The sequence below is a fragment of the Pelosinus fermentans DSM 17108 genome (genome assembly GCF_000271485.2).
GTDB lineage: Bacteria > Bacillota > Negativicutes > DSM-13327 > DSM-13327 > Pelosinus > Pelosinus fermentans.
Genome location: NZ_AKVN02000001.1, coordinates 635,515 through 650,078, shown reverse-complemented (window position 1 = coordinate 650,078; position 14,564 = coordinate 635,515). Strand labels below are relative to the sequence as shown.

Here is a 14,564-nt window from a genome sequence, read left to right as displayed (position 1 = left end):
CTCCTACTCCTAGTAAAAATAGTAACGCATTCTCTTAAAAACTAGAGAACACGGAGATAATAATAAAAAACTCCCGCCTGCTATCCAGAAACGAGAGTATTTTTCCGCATCAACACTGCTATGCGATACACAACGGAATAAATCTGTTCTTATACATAAATAGCGTATACCATTATATTCTACAATATTCACTATTTATTGTAAAGCAGGTCTCATACCACCCCCAGAATTACACTCTCGAATAAAATCAATAAAAATGCTGCTGAGCTTTGGATCAAACTGTCCACCAGCACATTTTTTTATTTCCTCTAAGGCTTCTTCAACACTGTGAGGACTACAATAACACCGTACACTGGTCATAGCATCGTAAGCATCGCAAATTGTCAGCATACGACTAATCCGGGGAATCGCTTCCTCCTGCAATCCATTAGGATAACCTTTTCCATCATATCGCTCATGATGATGGCGGACAATATGAGCCAATGTCGCAAATTCATCTACCTCTTGCAAAATATCCGCCCCTTTGGAAGGATGGCGTTTAACAATTTCATACTCTACCTCTGTCAAACGACCTGGCTTATTTAAAATCTCTTCCGAAATACCGATTTTACCTACATCATGCACGATCCCTGCTAAATACGCCATCGTTACCTCACTATCAGATAACCTCATGTATTCCGTTAAGCCTACAAGCAGTGCAGCAACATTTTCACTATGCTGCATCGTATAGATATCTCTCACTCCAATGGCTTTGCAAAAGGCTTTAATAATATTCATATTCACAGCATTCAGCTTATTTTCAAACACTTTGAACTTATCAATTACAATATAATTCCCTAAAGCATATTCTGGCTGCCCGCTTTCATCCCGCAAGATAAAAGTATTGACCAAAAACCATTTACCTTCCTTATTTCCAGGCATATTAATATATACTTCAGAGCCACTTATTTCCCGGCCAGTAACCATCGTTTCAATTAAAGGGCCCTGATAAGCACCGCCGAACTTCTTCACATTGCCATTACAGAAAAGGTCCAGCACAGAATGATGTAAGACGTCCTGCTGCTTTACCTTCCACATATCGCATAATGCCTGATTGAGAAAAACTGACCTAAACTCACTATCAATCACAAGTACGCCATGAAATAGGCCCTCATGAACAGCTTGGGCGATTCGATACGCTATATCTTTTCTCATCTGGCAGCAAACTCCTCTTAGTGCATTTTATCCAGCTCTTTTCTTCCTAATTAATAATCCCATACTCTCTACTGAAAAATTCAATCTTTTTTTAATATATCCTGCATAATATCCCAAGTTTTTACATAGAAAAAATAAGAGAACTGCCAAGTTCTAAGGAGTGATGCAATGTCCTATCATGTACTTAAGATAGCCAAAATCGCCGCTATCTATGCAGGAACCATTATGGGAGCAGGGTTTGCTTCCGGACAAGAACTTACCCAGTTTTTCGTCGTCTACGGCAGTATGGGATTAGTTGGTCTATTGTTCACAACCATTTTATTTGCCTGGCTCGGTATTACGATTCTAAAGATCAGTCATACCATTAAAGCTACCAGTTACCATCAATTATTATATTATGCATGCGGGAAAAGAATTGGTACTGTATTAGATTGTATCATTACCTTGTCCCTCTTTGGTGTTCTAACGGTTATGCTGGCAGGCAATGGCACTTTATTCCGAGATACGCTGCACCTGCCTTATGGTTTGGGTATCGGCACTATAGCCTTGAGCCTATTACTCACAACACTCTGGGGTATTAACGGTATCGCCACGGCAAACCTTATTATTACGCCGCTGCTGGCAGCCATTACAAGCTTTGTTGCTATGTACTCACTGTCTTATCATGACTGGAATTTTACAATACTGCATATTTCATCGGCAGCCATCAACATATCAACTTCTCATTGGCTGCTCTCCAGCTTGCTCTATCTTTCTTACAACTTAGTCATGAGTGCTACTCTATTAGTTCCTCTAGGCGCCCGTACCCCCGAACCTTCTATCCGCATAATCGGAAGCATAATCGGCAGCTTGCTGCTATTATTATTAGCAGGTTTAATCATCCTGGTAGTTATGATTCACTATCCGTTATCTCCAGAATATGAAATTCCCATGCTGCATATTGCAGGATCACAGCATTTTGTTCATCATGCAGCTTATATTTTTACCTTTGCGGCTGCCATGTATACCACGGGCCTCGCATGCCTATATGGATGCACTACAAAATTAACGGCAGTCACAAGTTTATCCAAGACTGCCGCGTTACTCATCGTCATAACATTCAGTGTACTTTTTAGTTATATTGGCTTTACTTCTCTGGTTTCCATTGTCTTCACCTTATTTGGTTACGTCACACTATGGTTTACCTTAAGACTGCTTTATTTATCCTTTTTCCCTAAATAAGTAATAGCACTTAATACTGCTACTAAGCCTTCTCCTGTAGCTTTGGCTATCTGCCAAGGTTTTCCGGTACAATCACCTGCTGCAAAAACCCCTGGAATGCTTGTAGACATGTCGCGATTTACCTTAATAACTTCACCGTCAAGAGCAAGGCCTGGAAGCACATTTTCCACGGGATCAGACATGCGAATAATAAATACTCCGTGAACGTTTAGCTCCTCTTTTCCCATCTGCAATTTTTCTACTACTACATCACCTGAAATCGTCTGGGGCTTCTCATGGATGACTTTGATACCAGAACGCAATGGAGCCATATCTTTATACTGAGGCAAATAGTATACACTGCGGCATAGTTCACTTAAATACTCCGCTTCATGCTCACCCTCACTGGTGTAGGAAATAACAGCCACATCTTTCCCTTTATACATCATCCCATCGCAAGTAGCACAGTAACTTACACCTTTACCCAAGAATTCCTTTTCCCCACGAAACAAAGTAGTCGCTACCACACCCGTAGCAATAATCACGGTACGTGCCTGATACGTTGCCCCAGGTGTCAGTAAAGTGAAAAAATCATCTCCTGGAAAGACATTTACAACCTTTTCCTTTATAATGCTGGGATTGTGGGCAGTACAATGAGCCAAAAATTGCTGCATCATCCCTTGGCCTGTAACCTGTGGTACTCCTAAATAATTATCCACAATGTGAGCTTTCTGCAATTTCAGGCTAAAATCCATATGCTCAAATAAAGCAACACTCTTATTGCGAATCCGCCCTGTTAAAGCAGCCGATAAACCCGCTGGTCCCCCTCCAATAATCCCAATATCAAATATTTCATTAGACATTTTCATTCCTCCTAGATTTTATATTCCACACTGAAAGACTCGGATCGAAAGGCAGTTGATCGTATGTTTAATTATAAACTGATTCGCCTTGGCTATAGACCTGTTTTTTATCTAATGTTTGCTGGTGGTATTTGTACGGGAAGTATTGTCGGTTTGCTCTTTTTCATTATGGACCGAAGTTCTCTCGGCTTCCTTGGAGGAGCTTTTATCACGCTTTTAGCAGGTTTAGCCTCAGGCTTATTCGGCTTAATCTACACCTTCGTTTTTAATACCCTGGCACCGACTGCTGGAGGTATTCCCCTCCAAATTACCCCTCTGCCGGATTCATCTGAACAAGATCAATCCTCCTTAAACCTGCAGCAGAGTAAATTATAATAAATCTTACCTATTATTTAATAATCTTTATCTTTTTTATCATTACTACTTCACGGTCTCCTGGAAATAATCCTGCCGCTCTCATAGAAAAAGTTCAACGAGATTCCACCTTCGTTGGTCGACAGTAGAAATGGCAATTGAGCGTCAGAGTAAAAAGAATAAGATGAAAAGCGGGATACAGTCAACCTGTACTCCCGCTTTCTAACTTTTCTTCCTGTAGTTTACCCGTTTTTCTGCTGAAAATGCAGCATAAATTGTTGTAGTCCCCGGCAGCCTTCTACCGTCATGGCATTATACGTGGAAGCCCGTAAACCGCCTACAGAACGATGCCCTTTAAGACCGACAAGACCAGCCTTCTCAGCTTCACTGGCAAAGGTCTTCTCCAGCTCTTCACTCGGCAAACGGAAGGTAATATTCATTAAAGAACGACTGTCCTTTTGCGCATGCCCTATATAAAAACCATTGCTGTTGTCAATCGTATGATAAATCAAAGCAGCTTTTTCTTCATTACGCTTTTGCATTCCCACTAATCCGCCCTGCTTCTTAATCCACTGCAGCACTAAGTTTAGTACATACACAGAAAAAGCCGGTGGCGTATTATAAAGGGAATCATTCTTAGCATGGGTTTCGTATCGCAGCATCGTAGGAATATCTTTCGGATTATTCTCTAATAGCTCTTTGCGGGCAATAACAACGGTAACTCCGGATGGACCTAAGTTCTTTTGTGCTCCGGCATAAATTAAAGAAAATTTTTCTGCATCAAAAGGCTTATACAAAATATCCGATGACATATCGGCAAACAATGGTACTTCACCAAAGGAAGGCAGGGTTTTCCATTGGGTACCAAAAATCGTATTATTTGAAGTGATATGTACATAGGCAGGATTATCGCTTAACTGAATTTCATCCAAATTAGGAGTACGCTTGTAGTTGCCCTCAGCAGTTGTTGCAGCTACATGGGTATTTCCAAATAATTTGGCTTCCTTATAAGCCTTCTCTGACCAGGAACCTGTCAATATATAGTCTGCTGTCCGTCCCGGGGGCAGGAAATTCATTGGTATCATCGCAAATTGGGTACTTGCTCCTCCTTGCAGAAATAGTACTCTATAGTTATCACCTAAGCCCAACAACTCTTTCAGATTGGCCTCGGCTTGACGGTTAATCCCTTCATATGCTTTCGAACGATGGCTCATTTCTAAAATGGACATGCCCGTTTCGTGATAGTTGAGTAATTCACCTTGTACTTCTTCCAGCACCTCTAAAGGCAGTATTGCCGGACCTGCATTAAAATTAAAAACACGCTGTGCCATCTTTAGTTTCCTCCATTTATCAAATGTACTGCGATCGCATCCCTAAGTTTCGGCTCAAACCAAGTTGACTTAGGCGGCATAATTTGGCCAGCATCAGCAATTGCCATTAAATCCTTAGTCGATGTCGGGAACATGGAGAAAGCAACAACATATTCACCGCTATCTACTAAACGCTCTAATTCTCCCATGCCGCGAATGCCTCCGACGAAATCAATGCGTTTATCTGTACGAAGATTGCCGATACCCAAGACAGGCTCTAGCAGATTGCTCTGGAGGATACTAACATCCAGCTTTCCTACGGGATCTGTCTCGTCATAACTGTCTGGTTTCGCCACTAATTTATACCATGCTTTATTCAGATACATGCCAAAATAATGGGGATATTCCGCTTTGCATGAGATTCGAGTACACGGTTCAATAGTAAATTTATTTTGGATTTTTTCGAGAAAGGCTTCTTCAGTTAATCCATTTAAATCTTTTACAACTCGATTATAATCCATAATCTTTGTCATTGTATGAGGGATAATGACTGCCAGAAACCTGGTATATGCTTCTTCACCAGTATGCTCAGGATTATTTGCCTTGCAGGTTTCATAAACCCTGGCAGCAGCAGCAGAACGATGATGTCCATCAGCAATATATAAGGACTCAACACGGGCAAAAGCCTGTTCAATTGCCTCTATTTTAACAGCGTCATCCACAATGTACAGCGTGTGGCTGTTTCCATCTTCGGTGACAAAATCATATACCGGCTGTTTTGTCATTCCCTGGGCTATAACAGCATTCATATGATCATTTGCTTTATAAGTTATAAATACAGCTCCCGTCTGCGCCCCTGTAGCTGTAATATTATTGACTCGATCCTGTTCTTTATCCGGTCTGGTCAATTCATGCTTCTTTATAATATTATTGTTATATTCAACAACAGATACCGTTGCCACTAATCCTACCTGGGTATGGCTTCCCATCTGCTGCTTATAAATATAAAAACAAGGTTTCTCATCCTGGATTAAAATTCCTTTTTTTATAAACTCCTGAAGATTTTCATTGGCTTTTTGATATACCTCTTCTGAATAGGGATTCACATCTGGAGCAAGGTCCACCTCCGATTTCGTAACGCGCAAAAAACTCAATTCATTTTGGGATGTAATGGCTCTTGCCTCAGCAGAGTCCATTACATCATAGGGCAGAGAAACAACTTTATCTGCCAATTCGGGTGCCGGTCTAAGACCGCGGAAAGGTTTTACACTAGCCATACTTTTTCCTCCTAAATTACACAAAAGTTAATCATTTTTGCTCCCAAGATTCCATCCACAGCTTTTATTTTAAGCATAGTCGCTGCTGGTACGTCAGAATCTACACTCATCACCATAATATTGGTTCCCGTAACCTCTGTACGGCCAACCTGCATACTGTTAATATTAATCCCATCAGTACCTAAAATAGTACCAACATAGCCGATCATTCCCGGACGATCCAAGTGAAGTCCCACAATCAGCCAGCCCTGAGGCTCAACATCCACCCGGTATCCATCAATCATTACGATACGGCCTTCTTCATGTCCAAACAAAGTTCCGGCTACAACATGGGTCTTTTTATCCGTATGCACTCGCACAGTAATCAAATTAGCAAAGTTAGCCGTTTCTTTACTTTTTACTTCGCGTATTTTAATACCGCGGGATTTTGCAACCCCTGGAGCATTCACATAATTAATATGCTCTGTCAAAATGGAATTTAGCAAACCTTTAATCATGGCTGTGGTCAGCATTTTTGTATCGACTTCACTAATTTCCCCATTATATTCTACATCAACTGCTGTTATACGTCCTTCGGCCAAATTAATGGCCAAACAACCCATTTTTTCTGCCAAGTTAAAATACGGACGAATAACCTCTAACACATGCGACTGAATCGGTGCCATATTTACTGCCGTAGCGATAGGTTCCCCCTTCAGCGCTGCAATAATACCTTTTGCCACATCCACCGCCACACCAACTTGCGCTTCTGCTGTAGAAGCTCCTAAATGAGGTGTCACGATTACCTGATCCAGCTTTAATAGCGGATTGTCCGGATTGACGGGTTCTTTTTCGAATACATCAATTGCTGCACCTGCTACAATACCTTGTTCAACAGCCTCTGCCAAATCCCCTTCATGAATGACGCCGCCTCGTGCACAGTTTATAATCCGTACACTGGGCTTCATTTTAGCAAAACGCTCTTTATTTAACAGATATTTCGTTTCAGAGGTAAAAGGCAAATGCAACGTAATGAAATCAGCCAACGGGAAAATTTCATCTAGTTCCAGCAGTTGAATTCCCATAGCTGAGGCCTGCTCTGCGTTAATAAAAGGATCATAAGCTACAACGTTCATTTCCATCGCTAAAGCTCGTTTTGCCACACCTGAACCAATACGCCCCAGTCCTAGAATTCCTAATGTTTTACCGCGCATTTCCACACCCATCAGCTTGCTGCGCAGCCACTGTCCATTTTTCAAGCTGGCATGAGCTTGGGGAACATTCCGGGCCAGCGCCAGCATCATTGCCATCGTATGTTCTGTTGCTGCAATCGTATTTCCTTCTGGTGCATTGAGTACAATTATGCCTTTTTGGGTAGCTGCCTCTACATCAATATTATCAACGCCTACTCCAGCACGGCCAATTACTTTTAAATTAACCGCTGCTTCAATAACCGCTCTAGTTACTTTCGTCTCGCTGCGTACTACTAAAGCATCATACTGAGGAATAATTTTTATTAACTCCTCAATGGGTAGTTTTATCTTAACATCTACCTCATATTCTTTTTGTAATAGCTCTACCCCTTGTGCTGAAACCGGATCACTTACTAATATTCTCATTTACATTCCCTCCATACAATTATCATCCTACTGTTATACATTTTCAATATAAATAAACACGTTATCTTAAAAAAAGATATAAAAAAACCCCTCATCCCACCAGGGACGAGAGATATTCCCGCGTTGCCACCCAAATTGCTACATATATAGCCAACTCTTATCGCTATACCGGGCGACACCCGTCATAATTCATCATTAGCCACTCCAGGGCGGAATCAACTGTCAAAATGACCGACTTACACCACCCGCCGGCTCTCTGTACATTCTGTACACTTAATTTCCCTTTCCTCATGTTCATGTATCAATTTAAACATATTATATTTTATCACCTTATGAAAGTCAAGTGTATTTTTACAGAAAACACTTTCCCAGTCCTTCCTCAGTTTTTAAGGTTTTACTCTCTGAAACTGTACACTCACTGCATCCACTTGACTATTTTTCACTTAAAGGGCTAAATGCTGCATCTTGCTTATGCATTTTCCTCTTTTTCACGTCTTTGGGCACGCACTTCCTGCCAAGCATCCCGGGCTAAATCAGCAATCCTTTTTTCCTGCCTGGCTTTAGGGCTGCTAACGACTTTATTTAAATACAGCAATGCTCTCTCGCTCTGACCTGTCCGACGCAGCAAATCACCAATCAAATAGGTAATCGTCAACTCCGTCATTGGACCCACAGGCATACTTTCATTGTCCAAAGCGTGCTCATAATAATCAACTGCCTTAAGCAAAGTAGCTTGTTCCTGCTCTACCGCTTTAGCCTCCCGATACAGCCAGCCTAATCGCATATGCAGTCCAGCCAATCTGCTGGCAGGAACGGATGCCAATTCAGCACAAACAATCGCCAATTGATGGCTTACAATGCCCTGTTCCCTGCTGCGTGTCCCGCTTAAATCAATTTTTATATTCCGGTCTGCAAAAAATCCTTGTATGCGCTCTGCCGCCGCAGGCTGAATTTCTTCAAAATAATTATCCTGTGCTGCATAGCCACAATGGGGACACATCCAGATTTTATAATAATAAGGATTGATATCTTTATAATAAGAACAAAAATCCGAATCCTGCTTCATCATTACCAAGCGGGACCGCACCCGTGTTACCTGGAAAGTTTCTTGACAAATAGGGCAATTTTTTTCTACAGAAAATAAGGCCTCTAGCATATCTCCTACTCCATCTCCTATCATAAGCAATCTATAATATACTGCTAATTAACATGTATTTCTAATTGCATAACAATTGCTATACAAGTTTTTTAATGCATCGTATATAATCTTTTTCTTGAATATTATACCACATCATGCTGTAAATGCCATAACTGATAAAATAAACCTTCATTTTTGAGTAATTCTTCCTGAGTCCCCTGCTCAATAATTCGCCCAGCCTCAAGCACAAAAATAGTATCCATATGCTTAAGACCTGTCAATCGATGGGTGATCAAAATCGTAGTACGCCCAGCCATTAACTTGGCAAGAGTCCCCATAACAGCCTCTTCTGTTAAAGAATCAAGTCCAACAGTTGGTTCATCTAAAATGAGAATAGGAGCATTCCGCAGTAAAGCCCGGGCAATAGCAATGCGCTGACGCTGCCCTCCGGATAAAGCAAAACCATTCTGCCCCACCATCGTATCCGAACCTTGGGGCAGAGATTTTAGCAGCTCTGTCAGCTCTGAGTTCTCTATTACTTGCTCAAACTCTGCTTCACTGGCATCAGGCTTTGCCAGTAAAATATTATCCCGAATGCTGGCATTAAACATGTGGCTTTGCTGGGATACCACACTAAACATCGTCCTCAGATTTTGAGACTGATACTTCTTTAACTCATGACTGCCAAGAAGGATGCTTCCTTCTTCATACTCCCAAAAGCGCAGCAAAACGTATAATAATGTACTTTTCCCTGCCCCGCTTGGACCAACAATCGCCACACTTTGTCCAGAAGCAGCAGTAAAGGAAATATTACGCAAAACTGCCGCCCCATCTGCACGATAACGAAAACTCAAGTCTTTTACTGTAAGCGTCCCATCCGTCCCGGTTAAAATACCTTCGGTCTGTTCAATAACCGCCGGTACCCGGTCGACAATCCCAAACAGCCGTCTGGCGGCTGCCATGCTTTCAGCCAAAAAGTGTACTGCCAATGGCAGGGGCAGTACAGCCTCAAAGCTGCTTTGCACCGTTAGGGCTACAACTGCTAAATAAATACCCTCCAACTGGCCACTGTGTACTAAGGGTATTGCAAACCACAGGACTAGCCACACCGTAGCATTTACGATAAATAACCCCAGGGCATCGATCATCCCTGCCTGGTTCACCACTTTGCCCTGAATCCCTGCCAATTCTTCATCAAGTTCAGCAATATTCTGAGCTTGGCGGTGAGTCTGACCAAAAGCAGCAAGCTCCACAATGCCTGTAATACTATCCACCAATTGGGCTTTCATCTGCATCCTCGCCGTCACTAACTCCTCTGCCAAGGATTTTTGTACCCGAGAAACGGCCAGGGGCAAGAGTACCCCAAGGAATATCCCTCCGCCGGTTAGTACATACACAAAGACCAAATTAAATTGTGCCAGAAACAAACATGTGCCAACTACCACTAAAATGGCAATGAAAGGGGGAGCCAATACCCGAAGATAAAATTCCTTTAGCGTCTCCACATCACTAACGATAGCACTAAAAAGCTCACCGCTTCTCCATTCCAAAAGCCGGGCTGGCGCTAAACCTTCTAACTTTGTATAAAACCATACCCGTACGGTACCTAACAAACGAAATGTGGCATCATGAGAAACATAACGTTCTAAGTAACGAAAAATCGCCCGGGCGATTCCAAAAAAACGCACTCCCACAATGGCAATGGATAACTCTGTAATGGAAGGATGCAAAGCAGCACCAGAAATCAAATATGCAGATGCTGCCATCAATCCGATATTACTCCCAACGGTTAAAAAACCAAAGAGACCTGCCATCACCATGGTCCGCCAAGAAGAACCCATAATTTGCAATAAACGTAGGAATATACTCATTTTTCACCTCTAAAGGCCAACACCAGCTGAGAATATAAACCCTGATTCTTCATTAATTCCTCATGGGGTCCAGCTTCAGCCTGTTTTCCGTCATGAAGCACCACGATACAATGAGCTTTGTACACAGTACTTAGTCGATGAGCAATAATTAATACAGTACGTTTTTGCATCAGTCTGCTTAACGCTTCATCAATTACAGCTTCACTTTGCGGATCCAGGCCTGCAGTCGCTTCATCTAACAGTAAAAAAGGAGCATCCTGCAAAAATGCCCTGGCAATGGCTAAGCGCTTACACTCTCCGCCGCTTAATCCATGTCCGCCTTCTCCCACCAGAGTATCATAGCCTTCTGGCAGCCCCATAATAAACTCATGAGCACCAGCATTTTTTGCCGCTTGCATGATCGTCTCCAAGCTGGCATTCTCTCGCCCTAATCGAATGTTATCCGCCACTGATTTATAAAATAAGTGAGGGGACTGAGGCACAAAAGCAACCTGAGATAACCAGTCTTCTAGTCTTATATCGGTCAAATTCATATCATTGACTGTGATATGCCCTTTATCAGGGTGCATAAATGCTAATAATAAACTGGCGATCGTACTTTTTCCAGAGCCGCTGGCTCCGACTAAAGCCACGGTCTCTCCTGGCTTTATTGCAAAAGATACGCCATTTAATGCCAGGCGTTCCCCATTGTCATAAGCATAATGTACATTTTCAAAGGCAATACTTATTTGCTGCTGCCGGGCCAGAGGGATCGTCCTCTCCTTCACATCCCAACTTTTAGGCAAGGATAAAATTCCAAAGATACGTTCTGCTGCTGCACTTCCAGCCATTCCTGCATGAAAATGAGTACCTAATTGACGCAAAGGCAAATAAAACTCAGGAGCCAAGAGCAATAAGAAAAATGCTTGGCTGAACTCCATCTTATAATACAGCAGCTTCAGTCCTATGGTTACAGCCACTAAGGCCGTACTAATCGTTGCGACTAATTCCAATACCAAAGCGGATAAGAATGCAATTTTTAACACGCCAAGAGTCTTATCACGAAACTCTGAACTCATACGATGAATGACCTGTATCTGCTCAATACTGCGTCCAAAAATTTTCAGCACCGTCAAGCCCTGCAGCACATCCAGAAAATGAGCACTCAGGCGGGACAAGGTCTCCCACTGACGCTTATTAACCTGTTCTGCTGTACGTCCTATCAATATCATAAAAACGGGAATCAGCGGCGCAGTCAGCAATAAAATAATACCTGTAGTGATATCAAGAGGAAATGCTACTGACAGCACAACGAGAGGAACAGTAACCGCAGTAAATAATTGGGGCAGAAATTTAGCAAAATAAGGTTCCAGATTTTCTACACCCTCCACCAGTACATTAATTAATTCTCCTGTTTGCTGCCTTTTGATATACATGGGTCCTAAAGCAAAAAGCGAAGTCAAGATCCTCTGCCGCATAGACTTTTTTATATAAGCAGCCAAAGAATGGGCCGTCACTTCAATTAACCAAACAAATATGCTGCGCATAGTCATTACAACAAATAAAGCAGCCATCCACTGGCTGACTCCTGCCCAATCCAATTGGGCTAAAAAAACACCATTTATAATTTTAGCCATGAAATCAGCCTGCAATACAGCGAGCACTCCACCACCCAGCCCCAGGCCAACCAATACAGAAAACTGCCGTCGATGCTGCTTCAGCTGATTCATAAGTCGTTTATCAACCATACGTATACTCCCGTCCTTCTAGATCTGCTCTTACCATAAGCTTGTCCTAAAAAATAAAACATTTTAAACGCGAAGATGCGAAGAATATGAAAATTAAAACATAAATAATCGAACCACAGAGGCACAGAGAAAGGATCGATAGAATAAAAGCATCCCCTCAGCGTACACTCTCTGTGTTCTCCGTGGATCTCTGTGCCCTCTGTGTTAACGTTCCCTTTATTTTTTCTCTACTTACTGGAAAAACGGCAGCATGTCATCATGCTGCCGTAGTAGTTTCTTTTCACAGACCAAAGGATTTATCAGCGCAATAACGATCTTATTCTATAATAACGAGCTTTTTCCTAACATGCAATATTTTTATTTCTGCTGCCCTGCCGAGCCGCTCTTTCCAATTGCAAAAGCCGATAACTCCCAGCAATTATCAGTCTCTTTCCAAAGCCACATACCGCCAAACAAAGACTGTACATCATGTTGGGTTACATAGAGAATCTTTCCTTTTACAAAACCAGGCACAGCCTGCTGATGACTATATACCAACTGCTGCTGTTCATCCCATACTACATCCGTGTGAAAAAAATTCGCTACTGCCCAAATTGGAACAAAGTTTTGTCCCTGGCTGGCAATAATCGAATCTGGCAGAAGTATTCCATTCACTTTGAAATTATGAACTTGAAACAAAGGATTTTGATGCCCTTGACGCTGCGCAATTATACTTTGCAGGGTACTGGAGTCGGCGAAGTTAGGTATACCCGCTTCAAGCAGCTTATGTTCGATCTCAAGAACTGTGACGGGCTGTCTTTTTAAACCGTATAAATCCGGATAGACTCCTATAGAAACTTGGCCCGTGGTATTTTTTTCTATTCTCACCAGATCATACTGTATGTATACGCCAGTTCCATAAGGAACAGCTTCAAATAATTCTTCCACATCAAATTCATTCATGCGGACACAGCCGTTTGAAACCCAGCCTCCAATTGCCCACGGTTCATTCGTGCCATGAATACCATATAAAGGAGCAAACTCCATCCAGCGGTATCCCAAAGGATTATCAGGACCAGAAGGTACAATCTTCTTGCCTTTAGGAGGATACCACCAAGGGTTAATCTCTTTATATTGAATAGTAAAACTGCCAATAGGTGTCGGTGTAGCAGGTTTGCCAATCGCTACAGGATAGGTTTTCACCAACTGATTTTCATTATAAAAATCAAGAGTGCGACTAGGCAAATTAATGACAATTCGGCAAGCCGGCAATGCTCCTTTTAAGGTTGCTGAAGCTCCTGCCATCCCATCGACCATCGGGAATGCCTTTAAATAACTAGGTCCAGCCACAGGCTGCTGCGAAGTAATTACCTGATGCCCAGATGAACTAGCAACTGTCACGCTAGTGCCTCCATACTGCCACCCTAACCACACTAGGCTTAACAGGATGGAAAAACTAATTACTATAGCTAAAGTATATTGCACGAAAGCAATTTGCTTAGATAAATGGATTGCTTTTTTCTGCTTTTTCTTTAGTAACCGGGAATACCCCTGTTCCATGTCATCCATTATATCAGACTCCAATATCTTCTACATTTCTCGTATATTCATCAATATATTCACGATGCTCCCTAACCGTTCCTCTCTCTGTAAAAAAATTACCTGCTAATATCGGAGAAAAGATATTTTGAACCGCGAAGACGCGAAGAACAGAAAGAATGAAAATATTCCTTCGGAAGGATGGATGTAACATTGATTTGTCATTGCGAGCATAGCGAAGCAATCTTGTAAGAGGCAGGGGATTGCTTCGCTATGCTCGCAATGACAGGCCGATATCCCCCTTCGTGTTCTTCGCATCTCTTCGCACCTTCGCGGTTCAATCATTTTTTCTTGCCCTTTTTTCTTAAAATATTTAAACCAAACGAATTCAACCACAAAGACACAAAGTACACAAAGGGGTATTTAAAACTTATTTTTGTGTTCTCCTTTGTGTGCCGCATTAGCGGCATTGTGCCTTTGTGGTTCATAGAGTTTTAATAGTAGCAAAAGTTAT

At 42.1% G+C, this 14,564-nt stretch carries 11 protein-coding genes; 2 read left to right on the top strand and 9 right to left on the bottom strand.

Annotated elements, in window-relative coordinates:
* Positions 1-195 precede the first annotated feature (195 nt).
* A complete protein-coding gene (locus FR7_RS02930; RefSeq protein WP_007951964.1) occupies positions 196-1,194 on the bottom strand; it encodes an HD domain-containing phosphohydrolase in 999 nt (332 codons plus the stop codon).
* Positions 1,195-1,362: 168 nt separating this feature from the next.
* On the opposite strand from FR7_RS02930, the gene FR7_RS02925 reads away from it, so the two are divergent.
* Entirely contained in the window at positions 1,363-2,415 is a 1,053-nt protein-coding gene (locus tag FR7_RS02925; protein ID WP_007938647.1) for a YkvI family membrane protein, read from the top strand.
* On the opposite strand, the gene FR7_RS02920 is transcribed toward FR7_RS02925, so the two are convergent.
* Entirely contained in the window at positions 2,391-3,257 is an 867-nt protein-coding gene (locus FR7_RS02920; protein ID WP_007938645.1) for an NAD(P)/FAD-dependent oxidoreductase, read from the bottom strand. The genes FR7_RS02925 and FR7_RS02920 overlap by 25 nt on opposite strands.
* A 63-nt stretch (positions 3,258-3,320) precedes the next feature.
* Here FR7_RS02920 and FR7_RS02915 point away from each other — a divergent pair, with 63 nt between their 5' ends.
* Positions 3,321-3,632, top strand: a complete 312-nt coding sequence (locus tag FR7_RS02915; protein ID WP_007938643.1) for a hypothetical protein — start codon at positions 3,321-3,323, stop codon at positions 3,630-3,632.
* A gap of 221 nt (positions 3,633-3,853) precedes the next feature.
* Here the strand turns inward: FR7_RS02915 and serC are convergent, their stop codons facing one another.
* The 7 genes from serC to FR7_RS02880 form a co-directional block, all read right to left on the bottom strand.
* Positions 3,854-4,942, bottom strand: a complete 1,089-nt coding sequence (gene serC, locus FR7_RS02910) for a 3-phosphoserine/phosphohydroxythreonine transaminase (protein WP_007938641.1) — start codon at positions 4,940-4,942, stop codon at positions 3,854-3,856.
* A gap of 2 nt (positions 4,943-4,944) precedes the next feature.
* Positions 4,945-6,198, bottom strand: coding sequence for a DUF1015 domain-containing protein (locus tag FR7_RS02905; RefSeq protein ID WP_007938640.1), 1,254 nt, complete (start codon positions 6,196-6,198; stop codon positions 4,945-4,947).
* A gap of 11 nt (positions 6,199-6,209) precedes the next feature.
* On the bottom strand, positions 6,210-7,796 hold the full coding sequence (gene serA / locus FR7_RS02900) for a phosphoglycerate dehydrogenase (RefSeq protein WP_007938637.1): 1,587 nt from the start codon (positions 7,794-7,796) through the stop codon (positions 6,210-6,212).
* Positions 7,797-8,265: 469 nt separating this feature from the next.
* Positions 8,266-8,976, bottom strand: a complete 711-nt coding sequence (locus tag FR7_RS02895) for a DUF2225 domain-containing protein (protein WP_237715497.1) — start codon at positions 8,974-8,976, stop codon at positions 8,266-8,268.
* Positions 8,977-9,077: 101 nt separating this feature from the next.
* On the bottom strand, positions 9,078-10,805 hold the full coding sequence (cydC, locus tag FR7_RS02890) for a thiol reductant ABC exporter subunit CydC (protein ID WP_007938633.1): 1,728 nt from the start codon (positions 10,803-10,805) through the stop codon (positions 9,078-9,080).
* Positions 10,802-12,532, bottom strand: coding sequence for a thiol reductant ABC exporter subunit CydD (cydD, locus tag FR7_RS02885; RefSeq protein ID WP_007951963.1), 1,731 nt, complete (start codon positions 12,530-12,532; stop codon positions 10,802-10,804). Before cydD ends, cydC begins: the two co-directional genes overlap by 4 nt.
* 357 nt (positions 12,533-12,889) lie before the next feature.
* Positions 12,890-14,080 (bottom strand): L,D-transpeptidase, encoded by a 1,191-nt coding sequence (locus FR7_RS02880; protein ID WP_007938629.1) that lies wholly within the window; start codon positions 14,078-14,080, stop codon positions 12,890-12,892.
* Between the last annotated feature and the right edge of the window lie 484 nt (positions 14,081-14,564).

Bases quoted from the DNA above. Each gene is read 5' to 3' on its own strand.
- FR7_RS02925 (WP_007938647.1), top strand. From the start codon at position 1,363: ATGTCCTATCATGTACTTAAGATAGCCAAAATCGCCGCTATCTATGCA.
- cydC (WP_007938633.1), bottom strand. From the start codon at position 10,805: ATGAGTATATTCCTACGTTTATTGCAAATTATGGGTTCTTCTTGGCGG.
- FR7_RS02930 (WP_007951964.1), bottom strand. From the start codon at position 1,194: ATGAGAAAAGATATAGCGTATCGAATCGCCCAAGCTGTTCATGAGGGC.
- FR7_RS02880 (WP_007938629.1), bottom strand. From the start codon at position 14,080: ATGGATGACATGGAACAGGGGTATTCCCGGTTACTAAAGAAAAAGCAG.
- FR7_RS02905 (WP_007938640.1), bottom strand. From the start codon at position 6,198: ATGGCTAGTGTAAAACCTTTCCGCGGTCTTAGACCGGCACCCGAATTG.
- cydD (WP_007951963.1), bottom strand. From the start codon at position 12,532: ATGGTTGATAAACGACTTATGAATCAGCTGAAGCAGCATCGACGGCAG.
- serA (WP_007938637.1), bottom strand. From the start codon at position 7,796: ATGAGAATATTAGTAAGTGATCCGGTTTCAGCACAAGGGGTAGAGCTA.
- serC (WP_007938641.1), bottom strand. From the start codon at position 4,942: ATGGCACAGCGTGTTTTTAATTTTAATGCAGGTCCGGCAATACTGCCT.
- FR7_RS02895 (WP_237715497.1), bottom strand. From the start codon at position 8,976: ATGATAGGAGATGGAGTAGGAGATATGCTAGAGGCCTTATTTTCTGTA.
- FR7_RS02920 (WP_007938645.1), bottom strand. From the start codon at position 3,257: ATGTCTAATGAAATATTTGATATTGGGATTATTGGAGGGGGACCAGCG.
- FR7_RS02915 (WP_007938643.1), top strand. From the start codon at position 3,321: ATGTTTAATTATAAACTGATTCGCCTTGGCTATAGACCTGTTTTTTAT.